Raw genomic sequence first — 23,337 nt, 5'->3', positions numbered from 1 at the left:
CCCTTTTTTGCTATTTCGGTTCGCAGTCGCCGCCAGCGGCGCATTGCTCGACCGCTTTGATGTATTTCTCGTCAGGATTGGCGAAGGCGAAGGCGTAGCAGGGGCCTACGTTGAAGATCAGCTCGTCCTCGGTCTGCTGCACATAGGCGAGGTAGTCGGTTTTCGGCGACACGCGTGCGCACCACGGACCGGCGCATTGCAGGGTCAAGGTGACCGCGACCTCGACGTCGTCGGTGAAGCCTTCGCCGGTCAAAAGCTTGCCTTTGAAGGCGGTGGGGATAGAGACCTCCAGCGGCGGGGCGTTTACGTCCGGCACCTTGGAGACGTCGAAATCGAACTCGCCGCGCAGGACGACGAAGCTTTCCTCGGCCTCGGCGACGGCGTTGAACGCGGCGACGGGGTGGGTCGGGAGGCAGGACAGGGCGCTTGCGGGACCTGCGGCAAAGGCAAGTGCCGTGACCGCTGCGGTAAGGTGTTTCATCATGCGCCGTTCTTACAGCAGGGGCCGGAAAGCTTCGATCACTTTCGCGTAAACGTTCCGCTTGAACGGCACGATATTGCCGAGCAACGTGTCAGGGTCCACCCACCGCCATTCGGAAAACTCGGGCGTGTTGGTCTTGATGTCGATGGCGCTGTCGGCCCCGTTGAAGCGCAGCAGAAACCACTTTTGCTGCTGGCCGCGGAACCGGCCCTTCCAGACCTTGGGCACCAGATCGTGGGGCAGGTCGTAGGGCACCCAGCCTTCGGTCTGGCTTTCGACGGTGACCATGCTGGCCGGGACGCCGGTTTCTTCTTCCAGTTCGCGCAGGGCGGCGGCGCGGGGGTCTTCGCCTTCGTCGATGCCGCCCTGGGGCATCTGCCAGGCGGGCGCGTCATTGTCGATGCGTTGCGCGGCGAAGATCAGCCCGTCGCGGTTCACGAGCATGACGCCAACACAGGGGCGGTAGGGCAGCTTGGAGATGTCTTCAGGGGTCATTGGCAAATGGCGGGCGGGGAGGCCCCCGCCCTGTCCCTTATTCGTCTGCGGGTGCCAAGGCGCTGAGGCCTTTCAACACGTCCAGCGCGTAGGCAAGTTGGTAGTCTTCCTCGCGCAGTTTGGCGACTTCCTCGGCTTTCTCGCGCTCTGCTTCGAGTTGCTTCAGCTCGTCCTCGGATATCTTGTCGTTGTTGATGAGCGAGCCGCGCAGGTCGGCCTCGGAGCGGTTGCGGCGTTGTGTTTCCTCGTCCGTCGCCTCCTCCTCGGGCTTCCGGGGCGGCTGTACCACGATGATATCGGGGGACACGCCAAGCGCCTGAATGGAGCGGCCGGACGGGGTGTAATACCGCGAGGTGGTCAGGCGCATGGCGCCATCGCCGCGCACCGGAACGACGGTTTGCACCGAGCCTTTGCCGAAGCTCTTTTCACCCACGACCACCGCGCGGCGGTGATCTTGCAGCGCGCCCGCGACGATTTCCGACGCAGAGGCGGAGCCGCCGTTGATCAGCACCACGATCGGCTTGCCGTTGGCCAGATCGCCTTCGGTTGCGTTGTAGCGTTCGCTGTCACGCGGGTTGCGACCACGAGTGGAAACGATCTCGCCCTTGTCGAGGAACGCGTCGGATACCGCGATGGCCTGCGTCAGCAGCCCGCCGGGGTTGTTGCGCAGGTCCAGCACGATGCCGTTGACCTTGTCTTCGCCACCTGCCGCTTCGATCTGTTCGGCCAGCCCTTCCTTGAGATTGGGGAATGTCTGGCGGTTGAAGGTCGTGATCCGCAGCACGACCGAGTCGCCTTCAATGCGGGAGCGTACGGCGGTCAGCTTGATCGTGTCGCGGACGATGGAGACCTCGAACGGCTCGTCGATGCCTTCGCGGACGACGGTCAGGATGATCTCGGACCCGACCGGCCCGCGCATCATATCAACCGCTTCTTCCAGCGTCAGGCCCAGCAGGCTTTTGCCGTCGACCGTGGTGATGAAGTCGCCGGATTCCATGCCAGCCTCGTCGGCGGGGGTGCCGTCCATGGGCGAGACGACTTTGACGTAGCCGTCTTCCTGCGTCACCTCGATGCCCAGCCCGCCGAACTCGCCGGAGGTCTGCTCGCGCATGTCGTCGAAGTCCTTGGGCGGCAGGTAGGAGGAGTGGGGGTCGAGTGAGGTCAACATGCCGTTGATCGCGGCCTCGATCAGTTCGGCCTCGTCCACCTCCTCGACATATTGTGCGCGGATGCGTTCAAAAATGTCGCCGAACAGATCGAGCTGTTCGTAGACAGATGCCTTCTTGTCGGCCTCTTGCGCGATCAGCGGGCCTACAAACTGGGTCGTGACCAGCACGCTTGCTGTGGTTCCCAGCATGGCTGCCATCAGAAATTTTTTCATGCGGACGTCATTCCTTGTTCGTGGCGAACCAAGTGGCCGGATCGACCGGCTCGTCGCCTTGTCTAAGTTCTATATAAAGCGACTCTTGCTGATTGCCGCCACCACCTTTGGCCGCTGTCATCAAAAAAGCGTCAGGATCGGGGGGCAAACCGCCCATAAGGCCCACAGGAGCGCCCTGATCCAGCACTTCGCCCACCTCACCATAGGTTTCGCCGAGGCCTGCCAGAATCAGCAGATAGCCCTTGCTGGGCTCCAGAATGACGACATTGCCGTAATCGAGCAACGGGCCCGAGTAGCGCAGGGTCGCGGGCCATGGTGCGGTGACCAGCGACTGTGCGCGGGTGGCCAGCACCAGACCCGGGCGGGTCACGCCGGATGCGTCGGTCTCGTTAAAGCCGTGCAGGACGGTGGCAGGGACGGGCAAGGGCAGCTTGCCCTTGGCGGCCTCGAAATCGGCGGGGTTGTTCAGGTCGGACGGGTTCAGGTCGCTGAGGCCGGACGCGAAGCCTTGCAGCGTGTCGCTGCTTTCGACCAAAGCGCGCATCTTGTCGGCATCGGCGGTGAAGCTGCGCGGCAGGTCCACACGGTCGGCGATGGCGCGGGACAGGTTGGCGCGGGCAAGCTGCACCTCGGCCAGCGACTTGGTCAGTTGCGTCGCGGCGCTTTGCTGGAGGCTGCGGATGTCGCGGACCTCTTCGAGTTGATTGCGCAGTGTTAGAGCCTCTTTTTGCAGGGCTGGCGTCACCTCGGACAGGATCATGCCGGACCGCGCAGTGCCGATTGCGCCCGTGGGATGCATCATCAGCAGTGGCGCGGGCGATGTGCCGATGGTTTGCAGCACGCCCAGCAGGCGGGACAGGCGGTCGCGCTTGGCCTCGAAGACCAGCGCGATGCTGCGCTCCTGAATGGCTGCGCGGCGCAGGCCTTCGCGCAGGGCGGACAGGCCTTCCTCGTAGGCGCGGACGGTTTCGGTCAACGCCCCCACGCGGTCGGAGGCGCTTTCGGCCTCGGACAGGCTGTTGGCGGCCACGTCGAGCATCTGGCTCGCCCGCTTGGCGGTCGTGATCGGATCGCTTTGCGCGACGGCGGCGCCGGTCAGGGCAAGCAGAATAAGGGCGGTTAACAGCGGCTTCATGAGCGGATCAATGACACTCCGGTCATCTCTTCCGGCTGGGGTAGGCCCATCAGGTCCAGCAGGGTCGGGGCAAGATCAGCCAAGCGACCATTGTTGAGTTTCGCGCCCGCTGGTCCGCCAAAGAGTACCACCGGCACGAGGTTGGTCGTGTGCGCAGTGTGCGGGCCGCCGGTCTCGGGGTCGATCATGGTTTCGCAATTGCCGTGGTCCGCGGTGACGATCATCGCCCCGCCGACGTCTTTCAGGGCGGAAACCGCCTGTGTCAGACCCTTATCGACCGCCTCGCAGGCGGCAATGGCGGCTTGCAGATCACCTGTATGGCCGACCATGTCGGGGTTGGCGAAGTTGACGACGATCAGGTCATATTGCTCCCTGATCGCGCCGACCAGATCGGCGGTGACCTCGTCCGCCGACATTTCCGGCTGCATGTCGTAGGTCGCCACTTTGGGGCTTTTGGGCATGTGGCGATCCTCGCCGTCCTCCGGGACCTCCTTGCCGCCGTTCAGGAAGAAGGTGACGTGCGGATACTTCTCGGTCTCGGCCACGCGGAACTGGCGCAGACCGTGCCTGGCGACCCAAGCGCCGAGCGTGTTGGTGATCTTCTGCTTCGGGAAAACCGTCGTCATGAAGGCGTTGTGGGCCGTGGAATAATCGACCATGCCAAGGCATTCCGCCACCTTGGGGCGGGAGGACACGTCGAACGCGTCGAAGGCGGGATCGGCGATTGCCGACAGGATTTCGCGCGCCCGGTCGGCGCGGAAGTTGAGGCAGAAGATACCGTCGCCGTCTTTGACGCCATTGTAACCGGCGATGACCGTGGGCAGGATGAATTCGTCGGTTTTGTCCTGGGCGTAGGAGGCTTCGATCGCGGCCTTGGCGGTGTTTGCGGATTCCCCTTTGCCGAGCATGATGGCGTTATAGGCCAGTTCGACCCGGTCCCAGCGTGTATCGCGATCCATCGCATAGTAGCGGCCGGATACTGTGGCGATGCGGACATCGGCGGGCAGGTCGCGCTGCAACTGTTCGAGATAGCCAAGCGCGGATCTAGGCGCGACGTCGCGCCCGTCGGTGATTGCGTGCAAAACAGTGTCTATTCCTGCGGAACTCAGCGCTTTCGCGGCGGCGATGATGTGGCTCACATGGCCATGAACGCCCCCATCGGAGGCCACACCCATCAGATGCGCCGTGCCGCCGGTTTCGCGCAGCTTGGCGATGAAGCCTTGCAGGGCGGCTTCGTTTTCAAAGGTGCCTTGCTCTATCGCCAGATCAATCTGGCCCAGATCCATCGCCACGACACGGCCCGCGCCGATATTGGTATGCCCGACCTCGGAGTTGCCCATCTGCCCTTTTGGCAGCCCCACATCCGGCCCGTGCGTGATGAGCGTGGCGTGGGGGCACGTCGCCATGAGGTGGTCGAAGGTCGGCGTGTCGGCCAGCACGGGTGCGTTGGCTTCGGTGCGATCGGACAATCCCCAACCGTCAAGGATGCACAGGACGACGGGTTTGGGTGTGGTCATGGATTTGCTCGCTTTGGGACTGCCCTCTTCTATGCGGCGCGGGCTGCGGCTTCAACCATAGGCTGCGGGGCTAGCCCGTGTTGGCAGGTTTTCGACGCAGCATCAGCCGGAGCATTTCTGCCATACGCCAAAGTCGCAACCGCGCGAGCGTTCGGAGGGCGGCCAGACGCTCGGCGGGTGATGAGAGTTCTGGAGAGCGGAAGACGCGCGGTGCGTGGGCGAGGATGGACAGCGGCATCAGGGCTGCGAGGCCGACCCAGCGGAGCAGGCCGCGCTGCCTTGAATGATGAAGGCCGTATGTTTCGGCGGTAATCCTGCGCCATTTGGCCTGAAGCTGCGCCCAAGTCGCGCGGCAGGGGTGGTGGACGACCATTTCGGGGCGGTAGTGCAGGCTGAACCCTGCGGCGCGGGCGCGAAGGCACCAGTCGTAATCTTCGGACAGCCCGCCGCGGAAGGGGCCCACTTGGCGGAAAACCGTGGCGTTCGTCACCAGATTGGCGGTGACGGAGAAGCCCTTGGCCTCGATATAGTGTCTTTGGTTGAAGGCAAAGACGCGCTCGAACGCCTGCACGGCGTTGGGGGATTGATTTGGCGGGGTGCTTAGCCGGACCGCGCCGCCGGTCAGGTCTTGCGCCTGCCCTGCCGCGATCGCTTGGGACAGGAAATCGGGTGAGACGACGCAGTCACTGTCGGTAAAGATCAGGATGTGGCCGCGCGCCTTTTGCACGCCAGTGTTCCGCGCCAGGGCCGCGCCTTGTTGGAGCTGGTGGAAAAAGCGGACATCAGGAAATGAGCGGGTGAAGGCAGGGGTCAGTGTGGCCGGGCCATTGTCGACGACGATGATTTCAACCTGTCCGCGCTCCGGACACGCGGCGAGCGATTGCAGGCAGGAGGTCAACGCGTCCGCGTCGTTGTGATGCGGGATGATGACCGAGGCGGCAGGTTGCATCAACGCTGACCTACTTTGCGGGCCGGAATGCCTGCGAAGATCTCGCCTGCTTCGATTGAACCTGTCACCACCGCCCCCGCCGCGATTACCGCGCCGTCACCGATGCGCGCGCCGGGCAGAATGGTCGCGCCTGCGCCGATCCAGACGTCGTTGCCGATGCGGATGCTTGCCTCGTCCATTGCCTGCGCAGACACCGGTGCGCCGTCTCGAAAGCGGTAGTTGGCGGCGGTGAGCATGACGTTGGGGCCAAGAAGCAGGTCGTCGCCGGCCTCGATCCGGCCCAGCTTCGGGCCGGCCCAAATGCAGCAACCGGCCCCGATATGAGCGCGTGCGCCCAGCGTGATGCGTTCGGGGTTGGCGAATTGGCAGGTCGGGCTGACCGCCGCATTCGGGCCGAACGACACCGCGCGGCGCGGGATGACGTGGGTTTGGTTGTAGTGGTTTAACAGTCGCAGGCCGTGCAGGTAGGCGCGGGGGTCAAGGATTGATAACAAGAAGCGCGAGATACGAACGCGCGGTGTTAGGGTCTTTTTATGCGCCAACGTTCCGGCGGTGAGGCTTGTGTCAGACATCGGACCCCGCAAAGCGGCAGCCGTTAAGGACCACGCCCAGACAAGTGGTGTTTTCGGCCACCATGTGCTCGGCGTCGTCAATCTCGCGCGTTGTGGATTTGTCCGCCCGCGCCACCAGCAAGGCGCAATCGACCAAGGGAAGTGCTGCGATGGCATCGTCAGCGGGACCGAGGGCGGCCAGATCAAACAGCATGATGTCTGGCGCGAAGTCGCGCTCGATGCGGTCCAGCAGGTTGGCGGTGCGCCCGTGGGCAAGACGTTCCGCTGCGTCGTCAAGCGCGGTGGCGTTCAGGCTGAGGCCGAGATTTTCATCGACCCGCAAGCAGGTGCTGTCGAAGTTGCGCCGCTGGCCGGTGAGCACCGAGAAGCGGGGGCCAGCTTCCGACAAGCCAAAAATGTGGATCAGTTTCGGATTTCGCAGGTTGAAGTCCAGGACCATGACCCGAAGGTCGCTTTGCCGCGCCAGACTGAGGGCCAGATTCGCTGTGATCGTGGAACTTCCGCACCCTTGGGTCGGCGCGGTGATGGCGACGCGACGGTGACCAGCGGCGCGCATATGGCTCAGCAGGCGGGTGCGAAGCCGGTCGTAGGGGGCTGCGGACGGGCCCGGTTGGGTCGTCTGGATGTGATGGCGTTTCAGCACAACGGGGTCCAGTTGCGCCTCGGTGAGGCGGGCCCAACTATCGGCGGGGTCCAGCGGACGTGGCTCTGCCTGAAGCGCGGTTTGCTCTTCCTGCGCGGTGCGCAGAAGAGTGTCTGTATTGGTGATTTGTTCCATCTAGCGCTCCTAACCGAGGCTTGGCCCGAGATCGGGAAGGGTGGCGAAAGGGGTCAATCCTAGCGCGTTACGCATGTCGCGGGGACGCCTGACGCGCGGGTCGATTCTGACGCGCAGCCAGATGCCAGCGACGGCCGCCAGAACGGCGGCAAGCAGCGTGCCAAGAAGCATAGCCAGACGCGCCTTTCGCGGGTCTGCGCTGTCGAGGGCTGCGTTCTCGACGACGCGCAGGTTGATCCTGTTGGCATCCTGCGCAAGCTGTGCCGCAACCAACGCGTCTTGCGCTTCGCGCAAGGCGGAGGTGGCTGTGGTGACCTCACCTTCAAGTCGGGAAGCGGTGGCTTGGTAGGACCGCAGGTCGGTCAGGGCGGCAAGTGTGCGGTCAAGCTGGCTTTGCAATTGTGCGTGCCAATCGTCGCCCGCTGCCTCGGGCTGTCGGGACAGGCGGTCGCGCAACTGGCGGAGTTTGGGGTGCGTGTCCGAATAGATGCTTTGCGCGACTGCGAGATCAATCCGCAACTTGGTGATGGCCGCGTCTTCGACCGGCCCACGCTCTATTCGGGCGCGAAGTTGGTCCGCCTGACGTTCAAGGCCCTGCTCAGAGCCTGTTAAAGGCTGGCTTTCATGAGCTGCGAGGGCCTTGTTTGCCTGTGTTAGAGACGTCTCGTGTCGCGAAATCTGGTTGGTCAAAGCGGACAGAGTGCCGTCGCGCCGCGTTTTTTCACCCTGCTCGATCACGGCGGTTTCGGCGGCCCGAACGGCGGTCAGGGCGGCCACTGCACTGGATTGCGTGGAGGAGATCGAAAGATATGTCGGCTTGTCGCGGCTCGATTCGATCTTGAATTCGACCGGCGTGTCAGGGGATTGTCCGACGACGCCCAGCTCGTGCAGAATTAGTTGCAGATGCTGCACCTCTTCGGCGCTTCGCTGGGCTTTCGGTGCCCCGCCCAAGCCAAGAGACCGCTCCAGAATGATGCGTGAAGATACCGTGTGCTCAGGCGGAATCGCGTTGATCGCAGTCCATCCGACAGCCGTGATCGTGACCACTATGATGACGAAGAGCGGCAGGTTTCGTGCCGCCTGCCATCGCCAGTATCCCCAATCCAGCATTCTCGTTTCCTACTCTAATAGTCTCTAAAATCCCTGCACATTCAGACCTTTGAAAACTTAAGACATAATTAATTCATCTCAGTTCTTCTGCGACCAGACAGTTTCAGAAGACGGATGAGCCCATGACAACCCGATCCAGTAACGTATTTGCCGCGCCGCATTCTGTGGACGTGATGCCGGATGTCAAAGCACCCGGCATGTCGCGCGATTGGCAGATTTATGACCCGATCTGGAAACGCAGGCTGGACCTCGCGCTGGTGCTGATGACCGCGCCTGTGTCGCTGCCGTTGATTGCGTTGGGCGCGGTTCTCGCGAAGCTGGACGGCGGGCCTGCCTTTTATTCCCAGCCTCGGGTCGGGCGGCATGGTCAGGTGTTCCGCATGTTCAAACTGAGAAGTATGCGCGTCAATGCGGAGCGGCATCTGAGCGAGCTTCTGATGGACGATCCGAACGCCGCGATGGAATGGCAGCGGAGCCAGAAGCTGCGCCGCGACCCAAGGATAACCTTTGCGGGGAAGGTGCTGCGGAAGCTGTCCTTGGACGAGCTTCCCCAGCTTTGGAATGTGGTGCGCGGTGACATGTCGCTCGTTGGGCCGCGTCCGATGTTGCAGGAGCAGGCGATTCTGTATCCGGGGGCCGCGTATTTTCGACTGCGGCCTGGCCTTACCGGCCCCTGGCAGGTGTTCGGGCGCAACGAAGAAAGCTTTACTGCGCGGGCGAAATACGACGCCATGTATGAGCGCGAGAAAGGGCTGCGTTATGACCTGTCGCTGATCGGCCGGACAGTCGGTGTGGTGCTGTGGGGGACGGGTCAATGACGCGGGTTCTGGCGGCGTCCTCTGGCGGCGGGCATTGGCAACAGTTGCGTCTGCTCTACGGCGCACTTGAAGGGTCGGAGGTGGTGTTCGCCTGCGCGGCCGATGTCGGCGAAACCGGTGTATTGCCGTTGCCGGATTGTAATCTACGCACGCCGCTGCGGCTCTTGGTCGGGCTGCGCGCGGCATGGCGAATGGTGCGGCAGGTCCGCCCCGACCTAGTTGTCTCGACAGGTGCCGCACCGGGTGCCTTCGTGCTGATCGTCGCCAAGTTGCACGGCTGCCGGACCGTCTGGATCGATTCGATCGCCAATGCGGAGCGTATGTCGCTGTCAGGTAGGCTGACACGCCGGTTTGCCGATTTGTGGATGACCCAGTGGCCAGCGGTGTCGGAGCGTACGGGCGCAATCTACGCGGGGTCGGTGCTATGATTTTCGTGACCGTTGGAACGCAATTGCCGTTTCCCAGATTGATTGACCATATGATCGGCTACAGTCAGCGCAGCGGGGAGCGCGTGGTGTTGCAAACCGGCGATACGGCCGACTGGCACGGGATGGAAAGCTACCGGTCGCTGTCCGCGCCCCAGTTCGAGGCCTTTGTGAATGAGGCTCGGGTGATCGTGTCTCACGCGGGAATAGGGTCTATCTTGGCGGCAAAAAGCGCGTCGCGCCCGCTTATCCTGCTCCCGCGTCGGGCCAAGTTGGGGGAGCATCGCAACGACCACCAGCTAGCCACGGCTGCCGCATTCAAGGATCGTGCCGGGTTGCGGGTTGCTTGGGAGGTCGATGAGCTTGACAACCTGTTGGCGCACGGCATCGAGGAGCCAACTACGGAGCGCAATCCGCGTTATGACGGTCTGGCAGCGCGGCTTCGGGACTTCGTGTCGGGGCCGGGGATATTGCAGCACTGACCGCTTGGTTTGGCTTGAGCATATGCAACGCCCTGAGCGTCGCGGGAACCGGCGCGTGCTGACGGCGGCAGAGGTGTTGCAACACCTTCCCCCAGCCGAACGCATAGGCGACCGGAAGCCGCCAAGGGTGGTGCGCGGCCATATACATCATCCTCGCGCGATGTTTGAAATAGGCCGAAACCGGCGACGGTCCACGGTCGAGCGTGGGCGAGCCGATGGAGGCACCGGCGCTGTGATAGACATGGGCGTTTTCACAGATGGCCAGCGGAAGGTGGCCGCGTCGCTGCGCCCAGTCGACCTCCTCGTAATAGAGGAAATATTGCTCGGGCATGAGGCCCGCATGTTCCAGAAAGGCGCGCGACGCGACCATGCTGGCGCCGGAGATGAAGTCGAGGTCTTCGCCTTTTGGGAGCGCGGTTTCGTCTGCGTCCTTGCCGATGTTGAGGTTATGCGTCGCGCCGGTCCAGCGGTTGATCCGCCCGCCGTCGATCTGGATTTGCGAACTGGGCTTGGCATAGGCGATGCGACAGCCCAGCAGGGAAAACGGCAGCGGTGCATTTGCCAAGGCGGCAGGTGTGCCGGGGGGCGCGGTGCAGTCGGGGTTCAAGATCCAGAACCGGTCCAGAGTGTCGTCCAGCATAAGCGCCCGCAGACCCAGATTGACGCCCGCCGCGAAGCCGCCATTTGTGGGTGCCTGAATCAGGCGCAGATCTAGTTCATGCCGCGCGGCCCAGTTTTGCACGACCCGTGCAGAGCTGTCGGTGGAGGCATTGTCCACCACAACGACCCTAAGCGCGACATTGTTTGCGGCTGCGAGGCTGTCGAGACAGTCCATGATATGCTCGGTCGAGTTGTAGGTGACGATGACACACCCCATGCGCGCGCTCATGCGGGCACCGCCGGAAAGCGTGTGAAGCGGGGGGCTTCACGTTTTGGTCTCGCGGGTTCTGGCACGGGGGCCAGCAGCCATAGACCCGCGCCGAACAGGAAGAACACGTAGGAAAAGATCGACGTCCAGATATGGACCGTGCATAGCGTGAAAGTGAGGCCCGCGAAGCAGATGACCCACGCCCTGCGCATGGCTTGCAGTTCCGGCGGAAGGGGCGCGAAAGCGACCCTGAACAGGCCCGAAAGGTAGGCCAAGGCGAATAGCGCGAACCCCGGCAGCCCGTAGCGCACGGCCAGCACCAGCCAGAAATTGTCCATGCTGCCGGAGAGCATGAAATCGGGCCGCACCCAGTCGTTCAGGCCGATGCCGAAGATCGGGTTTTGCCAGACGTTAACCATGCCCCATTCGAAGATGATCCCGCGCCAATAGGCATTGTGCGCCGAGAAGGTGGCGTAGCTGAAGAAGACCCGCACCGGCGTGCGGTTGGAGATCAGGTCGACGGCAATATAGGCGGCGATTGCGAGGGCCGCGAGGGCCAGCCAGCGATAGCGCCAGCGCGGCAGGTTCAGCGCCCAGAGGATCAGGAACAGTTGCAGCAGGACCGACAGGAATGCCCCGCTTGAGAGCGCAAGGAAGCTGGCGAAGACACCGGCGGACAGTCCCGCTGCGCGAAGGGGTAGGGACCAGCGCCCCGCCGTTCCGACGAAGACGAGCGCGGTCAGGGTAGAGCCGAACAGGCCGTAGTGGATCGGGTGGGCGAACAGCGCCTGCACCCGCTCCAGACCCAAACGTGGGGGGATAGACACAGAGGCGACGGAGTTTACGCCCGGCATTGCGTTGATCGCTGCGATCAGAGGAGGCTGTCCGGTCAGGCTCTCGAAGATGGCCAGAGGCAGGGACAGGGTCACGATGATCAGGGTGGCTTTGATGACCTCGTGGAAGTCCTCTGCCGTCCGCACGAACAAGCGCGCGATCAGGAAGCCGCCAAGCAATTCCAGCATCAACGCGCCGCCGTTTTCCAGCATGTGATTGGGCGAGGTTTGCGAGAACGCCACTGCACCCCAACACACGAACAGCATGAACAAAAGGTCGATGGACATGCCTTTGGCGGGGCGATTGCGGCAATACAGAACCAGCAGCGGGATGAAGACCAGCGCAAGGAAGGTGCGCAGACCGGTCATCTGGATCGACCCGATGTGATAGCGCACGGGAAGGGCCACTGCGGCGAGGTAGAGCAGCACCATGGGCGACAGCTTGTGAATTGGAGCGCTTGGGCGGGACATGACCGGACTTGTTGCAAAGGACCGGCTCAGCATCGGGTCGAATGGATAACGAGTGGTTAATGAAATGCAGGCAAAGCGGTTAACCAAAGATTCATAAAACTTGAGATAAATGAAGGCAGGCCCTTCGAGGCCCTGCCCCAAAACGGGGCATAGCGTGGACGGAGAGAAACATCGCATGGACCAACTCATTTGCGACAAGTCTCCCGCCCGGTCCTGCCAAAATGCAGGCGCTCCTCTTGAAACCTCTGTTCAGACCCCGCCCGCGAAAGCTAAACGGCGGGGTCTGAACAGGCTTTCGTGGCTTCGCCGACTGTTGGTGAGCGCGAAACGCGTGATGCTGACGCGCGGGTTCGGCATGGATATTCATCCAAGCGCGGAGATGTCATTGTCCGCAAGGCTGGACCGCACCTTTCCCATCGGCGTGCATATCGGCGCGGCAAGCTACGTCGCGTTCGAGGCTTGCGTTCTGACCCATGACCGCACGCGGGGTCTGTATCTGCACACACGCATCGGGCGGAATTGCTTTGTCGGTGCGCGGTCCATCGTGCTGCCCGGCGTGCGGGTGGGCGATGGGGCGATCATCGCGGCGGGAGCCGTGGTCACCAAGGACGTGCCTGCGCGGTGTATTGTTGCCGGCAATCCTGCGCGGATCATCCAACAGAACATAGACACCGGCCCGTTCGGCAGGCTTGAGACCGCCGACGCGACCGAGGCTGAATTGGCCCAAGCTGGCCTGACCTGACCCACCGTTCGCAGCCCTGCGCACGCTGCAACACCCCACCGTTCTGTGCTAGGGGCGGCGTGAGGACAGGTGGTTCAGCCTGCTCGACCATACATGCAAGAGACGCTTCGCACCCCTAGGGGGCGCTTTTTCTGTGCCGTCCGGCCCGGTCTCTGGCCCTTCCCCTTTTTCGGTCGATGCGCCGGAAAGGTGACAGATGACGATACTTCTTGGACTGACCATGGGGCGGACCGCCGTGCGGGAGGCGGAGCCGTTCGTGGCCGCGACAGAAATCACGCTGGATGCGTTTTCGCGTGACCGCACGCTGTTCGACAGTGGCGCGGCGTTCGGGCGGGACGTGGCTGAAATACCCCTGAGCGGCACCGGCACCGAAGGTGAAACCGTGCAGCTGCGGTTCCTGTGCGAGGACGGGACGGTGACGAACTGGGAGGACGCCGCGGTGATCCTTGCGGGTGGCGTTTGGCAGGCCACCGCAAGTCACTCGCGACGGGCCGACTGGATCAGGCCGCAGGTGCGCATCAAGTCCGAACCGGCCACCCGCGCGCTGGGTGCTAACCGTTTCGGGGTTGGTCACGTTATCGCCTTGTGGGGCCAGTCGGAGATGGTGCGCATCCGTTCGCTCGCGCATGACCAGCTTCCGGCAGAGCCGCTGCTGGCCGACGACATGGTGCAGGCGATCTGGATGGATGGTGCGCCGGTGCTCAAGCACCTGACCGACACCGATCCGCATACCGCAGCCCTTGCAGCCATGGCGAATGTGTTTCTGGCGGAACGTCCCAATGACAAGGTCGCAATCGTGTTCCATGCTGTTTCCGGCACCGGCTTCCGGCAGTTGGTCGATGACAGCAACCCGGCGCGCGACTGGCAGGACGACGCCGACCTTCACGCGTTCGCCACTGCCGACGGTCAGCATGTCGGGCTGCCGGCGGTGTCGTGGTTTGCTTCCCCCGGTGCGCTGGCGGACAATTATGACGACGCGCTGTTTCCACTGTTCACCGGCAAGACGCTGGACGGAACGCCGGTTACTTTCCCCGCGCAGATCACCTATGGGGCCAGCGGCAGCTTCATGGCGGACCACTGGTTCGGGGAGCTTTACGACCCCGCCCATACCCGATGGGTGCCGTTCGGGCCCCACCGTTTCGACATTTCCGAGGATATGCAAAGCGCGAAAGTCACCGCTTTGGGCGCGATGAAAGAGAACCTTGCCAACAAGCAGGCCGCGCGGGTGGCTTGGCGCGATATGGTGGCAAATCCGAACGCCGGAAACTGGTTCCTGCCCCTTGGGTTGGAGCCTTTGGCCTACCGTAACGGCACCACCGACGGCGCGGGCGGCTGGACCGACCAAAGCCACCCCGCAGGCAATCACGACGACGGCGCGACGATGTATGCGCGGCTGACGGCGCATGCGATCTTGCAGTCCAGCGGTCTGACAGGCTGGAGCGTGCCGGAGTTCGACATGTGCGCGTGGGAGCCTTCGGGAGCCTATGTCGAGGTCTGGTCGACCGCTGGCCCGGTCACAACGATCCGGGCGGCACGTCAGGAGGTGGCTCTGGGCGCGGGCTTTGCCCACTGGACGGACGTGTTCGGCTGGCAGATCAACGGGGTGCCTGCGTCGCGGGCCGAGTTGGTCGCGGGGCGCGTGCGCATTTATCCCGAAGCGGGGGCGTTCACGTCGACTGACATCATCAGCTTGCGGCCCTTGCCCTCTGCGACTGTTCTGGCCAACACGTTGACCGCCGCAGCGCCCAGTTTCGTTACTGGTCCGACCGGCCCGCATTTTGTGGACACTGACGCCCTCGGCTCGGGTGTTGCTGCGGTTCAGCTGGCGTTCGATCTGGCAATGGCTGTGCCGTCCTCCGGCTCTCGCACATTGGCAACGACCACCGGCAACTACGTCAAGCTGGAGGTGCTTCCCAGCGGCAGCCTGCGGGTGCGGGTGCGGGATGCGGATGGCGACGTGAAGGTCAACAACGTGCAGACCGCGTCCGGAGTGATGATCGACGCTGCCCGCGTCCGTGTGGTTCTGGCGATCGACATGGCGGCGGGCTTCACGCGGATATGGGTGGACGGCCAACAGGTGATGGACGAGGCGTTCACTTCCGGCTCAGGGCTGTTGCCGGACAACCGCACCTTGCTGCTATTGGCGACCGCCAACGGATCGTATCAGACGGAAGGCACCATGCACCGTCTGGACGTCTGGAAGGCCGCAACCGTCGATGGCAGTGATCCGGCATCTGGTGCTTACAAGTCGTTGGTCGGGCCAGCGTCGGTGGTAAATGCCGATCCGTGGAAGCAGGGCAGCGACGCGAGCTAAGGGTAGCGCGAGAGGTCCAGCCGCCCGCCGGTGATCTGGTCCAGCCGCTTGTTGCTGTCTGTGAAGGCCCCGCCAAGACGGGCCTTCACGTAAGCATCCACGGGACGGGCGGTCAGCAAGGGCTTTGCCAGCCGCCTGCCCGCGCCAAAGCTCAGCGCGCGATACATCCACCCCGGCTCCCGCGACAAGGCAAGCGCGGGGACCGGATTGAGCGTGCTGCGGCGGGTCTGGTTTATCCGCCGCAACAGCGGCGCGACCGCCTGCGGCAGCGAGGCAGAGACGCGAGTTTTTCCTGAGGGCGGTAGTGTCGGAATATCGTGCCCCAGTGCCGCGCCCAATTCAGCAAGTGCTTGTGTGGGGTCTGCCGATATCTGCTCGTGCGTCATGACATGAACCGTGTCGAACAGGCTCTGATACAGCGCGATCAATCTGTCATACTGGAAATGCGCCAATTCGAAACCGGGATAGCCGAACCCGCCTGACCCTGCAAAGAACGCCGGATGGCTTAACGTGCCGCCGCGCTGCAAATACTGCATGTAGACGGAAGGCAGCATGGCTTCCTGCGAGCGCACAGTGACGATGATGCGCGCGTCCGGCGCGATCTGGTGCAACCGTCGCGCGAGCGTAGCGCTCTGGCGGCCGCCGAAGAACGGATGGCCCGTGAGGTTCTCGGACGACACGACAGGATTGCCATCGCCCTGCCATCTCAGCGCTTCGCGGGCCGGGGCGGGGTCGAAGTCCAGATCATGCGGGGCCACGATCAGCCGGTCGACCTCCTCGTGGGTCAGCAGCGGGGTGAAGCCCATTTCCGGCACGAACACGCGATGTTGCAGCCACGTGGTCGCCGTCTTGTGATAGCCGATATGGATCGCAACCGTCATGCAATGCGCCCTGCGGATTGCGGGAAGAGTGCCATGCCATATGCGGCCCAGGCGATGAGGCAGACGATCACGCCAAGACCCGGTTGACCCGAAAGCACCGTTCCGAACGCCAGTCCAGACAGCGCGATGTCGCGCGTTGGAAACGCACCGGTTCGTGCCAGAGCGCCGCCTAAAAGCAGCCCTGCTACCTCTGCGCCTAATGCGAGCGCCAGCAGCGTCTCCACGCCGCCGCCCTGCGCCAAGGCGAACCAGATCACCGGCAGCGCCAGAACTCTGGGCAGGTTCGCCAGCGCGGGCAAATGCGTGCGCCCCTGAGACAGCGCCGTGACTGCCAGCGACGATTTCGGCAGCCGCATCGCGGCAATGCAACTCAGCATTGGCACCAGTTCTGCCAAGCCACTAAAGCGTGCTCCGAGGACAGGCAGGCCCAACGGCACCAACGCTGCCAGCGTGGCCGCCAGTGATGCGCCCAGCAGAAACCCGAGGCCCATGACGGGTATGGAGCACGTCCGCATACGGGGCAGGTGATAGGCTTGAAAGCTCCGCGCCAGTATCAGCGCGGGGGTCATGGTCAGGGTCAGTCCCATCGCCAACACCCCCATCTGCGCCAATCCCAGACTGGCCCCTGCGATCAGCTTTTCGGCGTGGAGGACGGCGAACATCAGCACACCGTTGGCGGTCAGGGGCAAACCGTAACGTAAGGCGACTGCGATCAGCCCAGCATCAATTCTCAGCCGATACCGTCTGCGCGCTACCAGATGCGAGGTCGCTACCGTTGCGCAAGCCTGCACGAGCAACAGAAACAGCATGATCTGGGGTCCCGTAAGCCAAGCGGCGAATGGCCAAAATACAGCGACGGAGACGATCGCAGGCACCGCCAGCACCAGAGTTTGCGGCAAATGGCGTCCCTGACGCTGCGCCCTGAACGCGTCCAGATGGGTGAAGCCGAGGATGAATGGCACGATGGCGGCAGAGCGCAGTATTGGCGCGGCGTCCGGTGCGTCCAAAGCAGTCGCCAAGGGTCCCGCGCAAAGCAACACCAGTGCGGCCCCCACAACGCCCCGCGTCACTTGCACCGCGTGTAAGGCGGCTTGCGTTTTTGCGCTTGCCCCGTTCGGGCGGCTGACGATCAGTTGCGGCAGGCCAAGTGTCGTCGCCATCTCGGCGGCAGCGGTCAGGATGATTAGCGCGGCGGCGAGCCCGTATCCTTCAGGCCCCAGCAGACGCGCGATCAACAGGTTGCGCGCCAAACCGGCAAGCGCGGCAAGGCCATGGCCTGACAACAAGGTGGCTATGCGGGTCAATTCAAGAGGCTCCGGTCTGCTTTACCGCCCATTAACCACTGTGGTGTTTAACGGCAGGTAAATGCGTTGCGGAAAGTATGAAAGCAGGCCGAATGCCAGACCCGATCCCGAATGTTCTGAAAGGCGACCTGTGTGCAGGATGCGGCGGTTGCGCGGCTGTAGCACCCGACGGTGCGCAGATGGTCATGTCGCCGCAGGGATATCTGCGCCCGCGTCTCAGCCGCACCCTGAACAGCCACGAGCGCGACACACTGGGTCGCATCTGCCCCGGTGTCGGGCAGGTTTGCGCGCCTGACGGGCGCAAAAACGACCCGATCTGGGGCCCGTATCTCACCGCACAGACCGGGTATACCGCTGACAAAAAGCTGCGCCACGGCGCGGCGTCCGGTGGGGCGCTGTCCGGGTTTCTGACGGCCCTGATCGAGACCGGCGAAGTCGATGCGGTGATCCACGTAACGGCAGACCCCGCGAACCCCTTGGCAAACGTCACCATGATATCGACGACCCCGTCGCAAATCGCGCAGGCCGCTGGGTCGCGCTATGCGCCGTCGAGCCCGCTGGATGTGTTCGGCGGTTTGCGTGGCGACAGGCGGCGTTTTGCGTTCGTCGGCAAACCGTGCGACGTCTCCGCCCTTCATGCGTGGCGCAAGCTGGACCCCGAGATCGCGCACATGGTGCCGGTGTTGATATCCTTCTTCTGCGCAGGAGTGCCGTCGTTGCATGGAGGCCGACAGATCATCGACCGCTTGGAAGTCAAAGCGTCGGACCTGACCCGTTTTCAACACCGTGCAGGCGGTTGGCCGGGTTGTGCGACTGCGACGCTCAAGGACCACTCGCAGCGCAGCATGAGCTATGCGGAAAGCTGGGGCGATATATTGTCGAAAACTGTGCAGCACCGTTGCAAAATCTGCGCTGATGGCAGCGGGGTTTTCGCTGACGTGGTGTTCGCCGATGCATGGCAGGCGGATGCAAAAGGCTATCCCAGCTTTGACGACAGGCCGGGGCAAAGCCTTGTCTTGTGCCGCACGGCAAAGGGCCAAGCTATGGTAGACACTGCCCAAAGCTCAGGCCACTTAAGTCTGGCTCCCTATAGTCTTGATACCCTCGCCGCCGTCCAGCCTGGCCAGACCCGACGCAGACGTGTGCTGCTCGCGCGTCTTGCCGCGCTTAAGCTCGCTGGCCGCCCGATCCCGCGCTATCGCGGTATGGGGCTTTTTAGTGTCGCCCGCCGCGCCTCGCCACTCGAAATGCTGCGCAACTTTGCGGGAATGCTGCGCCGCTGCCTGCGTCGGAAACCCCAAGGAGAACGCACATGCTGAAGGTCGGATTGCTGTTTCATTCGTCCAATTCCGACAACCTAGGTGTCGGTGCTTTGACGGTCGGGCAGGTGGAGATTCTGCGCAGCATTTCCCGCGCTACGGGGATCGAAATCGCCATCACCCTGTTCGATTGGGCCGGCACCCGTGCCTCTTATGTCGAGGGGCCGGACATCACCATTTGCCACCTCAGCGGTGAGGTGATGAAAGAACCGCGCAGGGTCATTTCGATGTTTCAGGATTGTGACGTCATGCTGGATATCGGGGCAGGTGACAGCTTCGCCGATATCTACGGCCCAAAGCGCCTGCGTAGGATGATCTATCTGAAATACCTGGCCCACCTGGCGGGCTGCTCCGTGGTGCTTGCACCGCAAACTTTCGGGCCGTTCACGTCTTGGCTGACCCGTCCCTTCGCGCGTGACCTGATCCGGCGGGCGGTTCTGGTCGCCAGCCGCGATGATCATTCCACCGCGGCGCTACGGGCGTTGGGCGTGACCCGCCCCGTGGTCACTGCAAGCGATGTGGCTTTGCGGCTTCCGCCCGAGGGCAATGCGCCGAATCGAACGCGGCCTAGTGTGGGCCTGAACGTCTCCGGTCTGCTGATGAGCGGCGGCTACACGGGGCGCAACCAGTTCCAACTGGCGGCAGATTACCCCGCCACCATGCGTGAGCTTATCGCCCAGCTTCTGGCCCTGCCGGAGCGTCCCGACGTAGTGCTGGTGCCCCACGTCATCAGCCCGAAAACTCCTGCCGAAGACGATCTGGCCGCCGCCCTCATGCTGCAACGCGAGTTTCCAGATGTAACCGTCGCGCCAGCGTTCCAGTCGCCGGGTCAGGCCAAGGCCTATATCGCGGGTCTGGACTTCTTCGCGGGTGCGCGGATGCATGCGTGCATCGCGGCGTTTTCGTCGGATGTTCCGGTGGTTCCGCTGGCCTATAGCGGCAAGTTTGAAGGCCTGTTCGGCTCGCTCGGCTACGAGGCGACGCTGGACTGTCGCAGCCTCAGCCAAGAGACGTTGGTGCAAGCAGTCCTCAGTGGCTTTCGCAACCGCGAGGCTTTGACGCGGCAAACCCGAATCGCGCGTGGCGTAGGGGAGGAGCGTCTGCGCGACTACACTGATGCGCTGTCCCGTGTGATCAGCGACGTCGCCTTGCGCAAGCGCAGCGGTGACCAGGCGCGGGTTGCACCCGGCCACCGTTGGCGCCCGATGGACGAGCGGCTCTAGCCGCTCACCACAACGAGATAATCGCGGCAGCAGTGGTGCCCGTCGCGTTCACCTTGGATGCGCGGATCGGCAACATGCTGCCCGCAGGCACGCTTTCAAAGGTCACCGTGTCGCCGTCGACCATCTCGACCGATAACGCGCCCGCCTGCCCCACATAGATCGCGCGGCTCACAAATGGCAGGTCGCCCGTGTCGTCAGGCACCACGGTGCTGGCGGATCGCGCCGGGGAAATCGGGGTGGTTGGAAATGCGGAGAAGCTGTCCATGGATACGTATCCTGTCTTGAGGGAAATCGACAGGTGTTGTCTCAATGCGCGGTTAATAAGCGGTAACGCCGCCGTGCGCAGCCCCTTCAGACGCGGTGATAGGGAGAACCCGACAGGATTGACGCCGCGCGGTACAATTGCTCGGTCAGCATCACGCGGGCCAGCATGTGCGGCCAGACCATCTTGCCAAAAGACAGCGAGGCATCCGCCTGCGTGCGCAGATCCTTGGTCAGCCCGTCCGCACCGCCGATCACGAAAGCCAGATCGCCAACTCCCTGGTCGCGCCAGCGGCCAAGCATGTCGGCAAAATCCGGGGAGGTCATTACCTTGCCCCGTTCATCCAATGCGCAAATCGTTGACCCTTTGGGAATGGCGCGTTCCACCAAAACCGCCTCCGCGGTGGACCCGCCGCCCTTCTTGTCCTCCAACTCGACGATTTGCGCAGGCCCCAACCCCAAGTTGCGGCCCGTGCGGTCAAATCGCTGGATGTAGTCCTTGATGAGGTCAAGTTCCGGCCCCGCCCGCAGGCGGCCAATCGCGCAGATCGTGACCCTCACAAGTTAGCCGGCTTCAGTGTCGCCCGAGGGCAGCCACATTTTCTCAAGCTGGTAGAACTCGCGAACTTCCGGGCGGAAGATGTGGACGATTACATCGCCGGTGTCGATCAAAACCCAGTCGCCTTGCGATTTGCCTTCGATTTTGGCGAACCGGCCGAATTCCAGCTTGATCATCTCGGTCAGCTTTTCCGCCAGCGCGGTGACCTGACGGGTCGACCGGCCGGAGCAGATCACCATGTAATCGGCAATCTCCGAATGCCCGCGCAGATCAATTTGCACCAGCTCTTCGGCTTTTTCCGATTCAAGGAATTCAACGATCCGTGCCAGCAGTTCTTCACTGGTGCCCGGGTCTTTTTCGGGGGCCTCTTTGGCCTTCGAAGTGGCGGCAGTTGCGGCCACGTGTGATTGTTGAGACAGAGCTCAAACCTCCTGTGTAAAACGCCCGATTGAGGGCGCGTCATGTCTGTAAGATAACAACGTCGCTTTAAAATCTCAATCCGTGGCCCTACAGGGCGGCAGAAATATGTTCAACCCTGCACCAGACGGCCAAAGATGCGGTCGGCGTGTTCTGCAAGGTAGATGCGCAGCCAGGCGGTGAACCGCTCGGGCTTATCCTCTACCTCGGCCATTAGGTCGAACACGCTGATCCAGCGCACCTCCATGACCTCGTCGGGGTTCAGTTTCAGGGGCAGCGATTGCTCTGCCTCCGCCATGAAGACGTCCACGACCTCGTGTTCGGTCAGGCCGCCGCCCACATCTGCGCGGTATTCCAGCTGGTCGCGGAACACCGGCTCCAGCGCTTCGATCCCCAATTCCTCGCGCAGGCGACGCACGGCGCAATCGAGCGGGGCTTCGCCCCACAACGGATGCGTGCAGCAGGTGTTCGCCCACAGTCCCGGCGTATGGTATTTCGTCAGCGCACGGCGTTGGATCAGCACCTTGTCGCGGTTCATCACGAAGACCGAGACGGCCTTGTGACGCAGCCCCTGTCGGTGCACCTGCATCTTTTCCACGGGCGTCAGTGTGCCGTCCACCCATGCGGGGATCATGCCGTCCATCGTCATGCCCGCAACGCCGGAAGGCCTACGCCCGCGCATTCAAATCCGCCATCCACGGCAATGGTCTGCCCCGTCACAAAGCTGGCTTTGTCAGAGCACAGGAATGCGATGACATTGGCGATTTCCACCTCGGTTCCGTAGCGGTTCAGCGGGATAGCGTCATGATACGCATCAATAATTTCCTGTGTATGCACCGCCATCGCCAGCTTGGTGCGCACTGGGCCGGGAGCTATGCAGTTGGCCCGCACGCCGAACTCGCCAAGCTCAACCGCTTGTTGCTGCGTCAACTGGATCACCCCCGCCTTCGAGGTGCCGTAGGCCACCCGCAGGGTTGACGCCCGTAGCCCCGAGATACTGGCGATGTTCACGATACTGCCCTTTGTCTTCTTCAATGCGGGCGCGGCGGCTTGACTGCACAGAAATACGCCGTCCAGATTGACCTCCATCACTGCCCGCCAGCGTTTGAAATCCGTGTCGGAGATCGGCCCGAAATCGGCGACGCCTGCGTTGTTGATCAGGTGGTCGATTCGCTTGAACGCCCTTTCCGTCTCCGCCACCATGGTCGCCACATCGTCCGGCTTGGACACATCCAGATCCAGCGGCAGCACGTCGCCCAAGCCCTTCGCGGCTTCCATCAACGTCTCGCTGTCCCAGTCCACCATGACGACGGTGGCTCCTTCTTCCAGCAACAGCTTGGTGGTGGCCAGCCCGATGCCACGGGCGGCCCCTGTGACGATAGCAACGCGGTCAGACATTCGGTGTTCCTCTTGAGGTAAAGCGTTGTTTTCCTCCTAGCCCAACCGCTTCGCTTTGGCGAGATGGCGGCAAATTGCCCCGCTCACAAGAAATTTTGTGTTTTTGGGGAAGCATTCCGCCAAACAAGAGCATATTGTATGTTCAGTAATAGCCACGAAAGGGAGCAACAGCTCATGAAGTTTGTAGCAATCGCATCTATCGCCACCGCGCTTTTGGCCGCACCGGCATTCGCCGAAGGTGACGCAGAAGCAGGCGAAAAAGAATTCAAGAAATGCAAGTCGTGCCACATGGTCGTGGATGGCGATAATGAGATCGTCAAAGGCGGCAAGACCGGCCCCAACCTGTTTGGCCTGCCCGGTCGCGTCGTGGGGTCCGAGGACTTCCGCTATGGTAAAGATCTGGTGTCCGTCGGGGAAGCCGGTCTGGTGTGGGACGAGGCCGAGTTCATCGCCTACAGCGCCGATCCCAAAGAGTGGTTGAAGGAAAAGACTGGCGATTCGAAAGCCAAATCCAAAATGTCCTTCAAGTTGAAGGACGCGGAAGACGCTGCGAACATCTGGGCGTTTCTGGTATCCGTCAGCCCCGAAGCCGGCAGCTGATCCA

26 protein-coding genes are annotated in these 23,337 nt (G+C 62.8%); 8 read left to right on the top strand and 18 right to left on the bottom strand.

Annotation, left to right across the window (positions count from 1 at the left end):
• Positions 1–10 precede the first annotated feature (10 nt).
• From THALAR_RS15830 to THALAR_RS15790, 9 genes are all read right to left on the bottom strand, one after another.
• Positions 11–481, bottom strand: coding sequence for a hypothetical protein (locus THALAR_RS15830; RefSeq protein ID WP_169788556.1), 471 nt, complete (start codon positions 479–481; stop codon positions 11–13).
• A gap of 12 nt (positions 482–493) precedes the next feature.
• Positions 494–976, bottom strand: a complete 483-nt coding sequence (locus tag THALAR_RS15825) for an RNA pyrophosphohydrolase (protein ID WP_021102603.1) — start codon at positions 974–976, stop codon at positions 494–496.
• 37 nt (positions 977–1,013) lie between these two features.
• Positions 1,014–2,357 carry a S41 family peptidase gene (locus THALAR_RS15820; RefSeq protein ID WP_021102602.1) on the bottom strand — a complete coding sequence of 448 codons (1,344 nt, stop codon included), beginning with the start codon at positions 2,355–2,357 and terminating at the stop codon, positions 1,014–1,016.
• 7 nt (positions 2,358–2,364) lie between these two features.
• The gene (locus THALAR_RS15815) at positions 2,365–3,492 is read right to left on the bottom strand and encodes a murein hydrolase activator EnvC family protein (protein ID WP_021102601.1); all 1,128 of its coding nucleotides are present in this window, start codon (positions 3,490–3,492) and stop codon (positions 2,365–2,367) included.
• Entirely contained in the window at positions 3,489–5,009 is a 1,521-nt protein-coding gene (gene gpmI / locus THALAR_RS15810; RefSeq protein ID WP_021102600.1) for a 2,3-bisphosphoglycerate-independent phosphoglycerate mutase, read from the bottom strand. Before gpmI ends, THALAR_RS15815 begins: the two co-directional genes overlap by 4 nt.
• A 70-nt stretch (positions 5,010–5,079) precedes the next feature.
• Positions 5,080–5,958 (bottom strand): glycosyltransferase family 2 protein, encoded by an 879-nt coding sequence (locus THALAR_RS15805; protein ID WP_021102599.1) that lies wholly within the window; start codon positions 5,956–5,958, stop codon positions 5,080–5,082.
• Positions 5,958–6,530: an acyltransferase gene (locus THALAR_RS18970; protein WP_021102598.1), complete on the bottom strand. Its 573-nt coding sequence runs from the start codon at positions 6,528–6,530 to the stop codon at positions 5,958–5,960. Before THALAR_RS18970 ends, THALAR_RS15805 begins: the two co-directional genes overlap by 1 nt.
• Complete coding sequence (locus THALAR_RS15795) at positions 6,523–7,308, bottom strand: CpsD/CapB family tyrosine-protein kinase (protein ID WP_021102597.1); 786 nt, start codon at positions 7,306–7,308, stop codon at positions 6,523–6,525. The genes THALAR_RS18970 and THALAR_RS15795 overlap by 8 nt, the downstream gene beginning before the upstream one ends.
• Positions 7,309–7,317: 9 nt before the next feature.
• The gene (locus tag THALAR_RS15790; protein ID WP_021102596.1) at positions 7,318–8,418 is read right to left on the bottom strand and encodes a GumC domain-containing protein; all 1,101 of its coding nucleotides are present in this window, start codon (positions 8,416–8,418) and stop codon (positions 7,318–7,320) included.
• Positions 8,419–8,540: 122 nt separating this feature from the next.
• Between THALAR_RS15790 and THALAR_RS15785 the strand changes: the two genes are divergently transcribed.
• The 3 genes from THALAR_RS15785 to THALAR_RS18190 are packed head-to-tail and all read left to right on the top strand — an operon-like array spanning position 8,541 to position 10,143.
• The gene (locus THALAR_RS15785; protein WP_021102595.1) at positions 8,541–9,236 is read left to right on the top strand and encodes a sugar transferase; all 696 of its coding nucleotides are present in this window, start codon (positions 8,541–8,543) and stop codon (positions 9,234–9,236) included.
• The gene (locus THALAR_RS15780) at positions 9,233–9,664 is read left to right on the top strand and encodes a glycosyltransferase family protein (protein WP_021102594.1); all 432 of its coding nucleotides are present in this window, start codon (positions 9,233–9,235) and stop codon (positions 9,662–9,664) included. The genes THALAR_RS15785 and THALAR_RS15780 overlap by 4 nt, the downstream gene beginning before the upstream one ends.
• The gene (locus THALAR_RS18190; protein WP_083483501.1) at positions 9,661–10,143 is read left to right on the top strand and encodes a glycosyltransferase; all 483 of its coding nucleotides are present in this window, start codon (positions 9,661–9,663) and stop codon (positions 10,141–10,143) included. Before THALAR_RS15780 ends, THALAR_RS18190 begins: the two co-directional genes overlap by 4 nt.
• Here the strand turns inward: THALAR_RS18190 and THALAR_RS15775 are convergent.
• Positions 10,061–11,032 carry a glycosyltransferase family 2 protein gene (locus THALAR_RS15775; protein WP_021102593.1) on the bottom strand — a complete coding sequence of 324 codons (972 nt, stop codon included), beginning with the start codon at positions 11,030–11,032 and terminating at the stop codon, positions 10,061–10,063. The genes THALAR_RS18190 and THALAR_RS15775 overlap by 83 nt on opposite strands.
• Complete coding sequence (locus THALAR_RS15770) at positions 11,029–12,315, bottom strand: O-antigen ligase family protein (protein WP_169788555.1); 1,287 nt, start codon at positions 12,313–12,315, stop codon at positions 11,029–11,031. Before THALAR_RS15770 ends, THALAR_RS15775 begins: the two co-directional genes overlap by 4 nt.
• A 316-nt stretch (positions 12,316–12,631) precedes the next feature.
• Between THALAR_RS15770 and THALAR_RS15765 the strand changes: the two genes are divergently transcribed.
• Both THALAR_RS15765 and THALAR_RS15760 read left to right on the top strand, forming a co-directional pair.
• A complete protein-coding gene (locus tag THALAR_RS15765; protein ID WP_245622456.1) occupies positions 12,632–13,057 on the top strand; it encodes an acyltransferase in 426 nt (141 codons plus the stop codon).
• 196 nt (positions 13,058–13,253) lie between these two features.
• Positions 13,254–15,371, top strand: a complete 2,118-nt coding sequence (locus tag THALAR_RS15760; protein ID WP_021102590.1) for a hypothetical protein — start codon at positions 13,254–13,256, stop codon at positions 15,369–15,371.
• Here THALAR_RS15760 and THALAR_RS15755 read toward each other — a convergent pair.
• The gene (locus THALAR_RS15755) at positions 15,368–16,252 is read right to left on the bottom strand and encodes a hypothetical protein (RefSeq protein ID WP_021102589.1); all 885 of its coding nucleotides are present in this window, start codon (positions 16,250–16,252) and stop codon (positions 15,368–15,370) included. The two genes, THALAR_RS15760 and THALAR_RS15755, sit on opposite strands and share 4 nt — an antisense overlap.
• Positions 16,249–17,556 (bottom strand): oligosaccharide flippase family protein, encoded by a 1,308-nt coding sequence (locus THALAR_RS15750; protein WP_021102588.1) that lies wholly within the window; start codon positions 17,554–17,556, stop codon positions 16,249–16,251. Before THALAR_RS15750 ends, THALAR_RS15755 begins: the two co-directional genes overlap by 4 nt.
• Before the next feature lie 92 nt (positions 17,557–17,648).
• On the opposite strand from THALAR_RS15750, the gene THALAR_RS15745 reads away from it, so the two are divergent.
• Both THALAR_RS15745 and THALAR_RS15740 read left to right on the top strand, forming a co-directional pair.
• Complete coding sequence (locus tag THALAR_RS15745; RefSeq protein ID WP_021102587.1) at positions 17,649–18,875, top strand: Coenzyme F420 hydrogenase/dehydrogenase, beta subunit C-terminal domain; 1,227 nt, start codon at positions 17,649–17,651, stop codon at positions 18,873–18,875.
• The gene (locus THALAR_RS15740; RefSeq protein WP_021102586.1) at positions 18,869–20,098 is read left to right on the top strand and encodes a polysaccharide pyruvyl transferase family protein; all 1,230 of its coding nucleotides are present in this window, start codon (positions 18,869–18,871) and stop codon (positions 20,096–20,098) included. Before THALAR_RS15745 ends, THALAR_RS15740 begins: the two co-directional genes overlap by 7 nt.
• A gap of 4 nt (positions 20,099–20,102) precedes the next feature.
• Here THALAR_RS15740 and THALAR_RS15735 read toward each other — a convergent pair whose 3' ends face one another.
• The 5 genes from THALAR_RS15735 to THALAR_RS15715 form a co-directional block, all read right to left on the bottom strand.
• On the bottom strand, positions 20,103–20,363 hold the full coding sequence (locus THALAR_RS15735; RefSeq protein WP_021102585.1) for a spike base protein, RCAP_Rcc01079 family: 261 nt from the start codon (positions 20,361–20,363) through the stop codon (positions 20,103–20,105).
• 86 nt (positions 20,364–20,449) lie between these two features.
• Positions 20,450–20,920 carry a 23S rRNA (pseudouridine(1915)-N(3))-methyltransferase RlmH gene (gene rlmH / locus THALAR_RS15730; RefSeq protein WP_021102584.1) on the bottom strand — a complete coding sequence of 157 codons (471 nt, stop codon included), beginning with the start codon at positions 20,918–20,920 and terminating at the stop codon, positions 20,450–20,452.
• Positions 20,921–20,923: 3 nt separating this feature from the next.
• Positions 20,924–21,319 carry a ribosome silencing factor gene (gene rsfS, locus THALAR_RS15725; protein WP_021102583.1) on the bottom strand — a complete coding sequence of 132 codons (396 nt, stop codon included), beginning with the start codon at positions 21,317–21,319 and terminating at the stop codon, positions 20,924–20,926.
• A gap of 128 nt (positions 21,320–21,447) precedes the next feature.
• Positions 21,448–21,978, bottom strand: a complete 531-nt coding sequence (gene idi, locus THALAR_RS15720; RefSeq protein WP_154666833.1) for an isopentenyl-diphosphate Delta-isomerase — start codon at positions 21,976–21,978, stop codon at positions 21,448–21,450.
• 2 nt (positions 21,979–21,980) lie between these two features.
• Positions 21,981–22,733: an SDR family NAD(P)-dependent oxidoreductase gene (locus THALAR_RS15715; protein WP_021102581.1), complete on the bottom strand. Its 753-nt coding sequence runs from the start codon at positions 22,731–22,733 to the stop codon at positions 21,981–21,983.
• Positions 22,734–22,907: 174 nt separating this feature from the next.
• Between THALAR_RS15715 and THALAR_RS15710 the strand changes: the two genes are divergently transcribed.
• Entirely contained in the window at positions 22,908–23,333 is a 426-nt protein-coding gene (locus THALAR_RS15710; RefSeq protein ID WP_021102580.1) for a c-type cytochrome, read from the top strand.
• Positions 23,334–23,337: the final 4 nt, after the last annotated feature.

The sequence above is a fragment of the Litoreibacter arenae DSM 19593 genome (assembly GCF_000442275.2).
Lineage (GTDB): Bacteria > Pseudomonadota > Alphaproteobacteria > Rhodobacterales > Rhodobacteraceae > Litoreibacter > Litoreibacter arenae.
The sequence above is the reverse complement of the archived record's forward strand: the minus strand, read 5'-3'. Positions and strand labels throughout refer to the sequence as shown.

Excerpts from the sequence above, each read along its gene's own strand:
- THALAR_RS15830 (WP_169788556.1), bottom strand. The coding sequence starts at position 481 with ATGAAACACCTTACCGCAGCGGTCACGGCACTTGCCTTTGCCGCAGGT.
- THALAR_RS15825 (WP_021102603.1), bottom strand. The coding sequence starts at position 976 with ATGACCCCTGAAGACATCTCCAAGCTGCCCTACCGCCCCTGTGTTGGC.
- THALAR_RS15820 (WP_021102602.1), bottom strand. The coding sequence starts at position 2,357 with ATGAAAAAATTTCTGATGGCAGCCATGCTGGGAACCACAGCAAGCGTG.
- THALAR_RS15815 (WP_021102601.1), bottom strand. The coding sequence starts at position 3,492 with ATGAAGCCGCTGTTAACCGCCCTTATTCTGCTTGCCCTGACCGGCGCC.
- gpmI (WP_021102600.1), bottom strand. The coding sequence starts at position 5,009 with ATGACCACACCCAAACCCGTCGTCCTGTGCATCCTTGACGGTTGGGGA.
- THALAR_RS15805 (WP_021102599.1), bottom strand. The coding sequence starts at position 5,958 with ATGCAACCTGCCGCCTCGGTCATCATCCCGCATCACAACGACGCGGAC.
- THALAR_RS18970 (WP_021102598.1), bottom strand. The coding sequence starts at position 6,530 with ATGTCTGACACAAGCCTCACCGCCGGAACGTTGGCGCATAAAAAGACC.
- THALAR_RS15795 (WP_021102597.1), bottom strand. The coding sequence starts at position 7,308 with ATGGAACAAATCACCAATACAGACACTCTTCTGCGCACCGCGCAGGAA.
- THALAR_RS15790 (WP_021102596.1), bottom strand. The coding sequence starts at position 8,418 with ATGCTGGATTGGGGATACTGGCGATGGCAGGCGGCACGAAACCTGCCG.
- THALAR_RS15785 (WP_021102595.1), top strand. The coding sequence starts at position 8,541 with ATGACAACCCGATCCAGTAACGTATTTGCCGCGCCGCATTCTGTGGAC.
- THALAR_RS15780 (WP_021102594.1), top strand. The coding sequence starts at position 9,233 with ATGACGCGGGTTCTGGCGGCGTCCTCTGGCGGCGGGCATTGGCAACAG.
- THALAR_RS18190 (WP_083483501.1), top strand. The coding sequence starts at position 9,661 with ATGATTTTCGTGACCGTTGGAACGCAATTGCCGTTTCCCAGATTGATT.
- THALAR_RS15775 (WP_021102593.1), bottom strand. The coding sequence starts at position 11,032 with ATGAGCGCGCGCATGGGGTGTGTCATCGTCACCTACAACTCGACCGAG.
- THALAR_RS15770 (WP_169788555.1), bottom strand. The coding sequence starts at position 12,315 with ATGTCCCGCCCAAGCGCTCCAATTCACAAGCTGTCGCCCATGGTGCTG.
- THALAR_RS15760 (WP_021102590.1), top strand. The coding sequence starts at position 13,254 with ATGACGATACTTCTTGGACTGACCATGGGGCGGACCGCCGTGCGGGAG.
- THALAR_RS15755 (WP_021102589.1), bottom strand. The coding sequence starts at position 16,252 with ATGACGGTTGCGATCCATATCGGCTATCACAAGACGGCGACCACGTGG.
- THALAR_RS15745 (WP_021102587.1), top strand. The coding sequence starts at position 17,649 with ATGCCAGACCCGATCCCGAATGTTCTGAAAGGCGACCTGTGTGCAGGA.
- THALAR_RS15740 (WP_021102586.1), top strand. The coding sequence starts at position 18,869 with ATGCTGAAGGTCGGATTGCTGTTTCATTCGTCCAATTCCGACAACCTA.
- THALAR_RS15735 (WP_021102585.1), bottom strand. The coding sequence starts at position 20,363 with ATGGACAGCTTCTCCGCATTTCCAACCACCCCGATTTCCCCGGCGCGA.
- idi (WP_154666833.1), bottom strand. The coding sequence starts at position 21,978 with ATGGACGGCATGATCCCCGCATGGGTGGACGGCACACTGACGCCCGTG.
- THALAR_RS15715 (WP_021102581.1), bottom strand. The coding sequence starts at position 22,733 with ATGTCTGACCGCGTTGCTATCGTCACAGGGGCCGCCCGTGGCATCGGG.
- THALAR_RS15710 (WP_021102580.1), top strand. The coding sequence starts at position 22,908 with ATGAAGTTTGTAGCAATCGCATCTATCGCCACCGCGCTTTTGGCCGCA.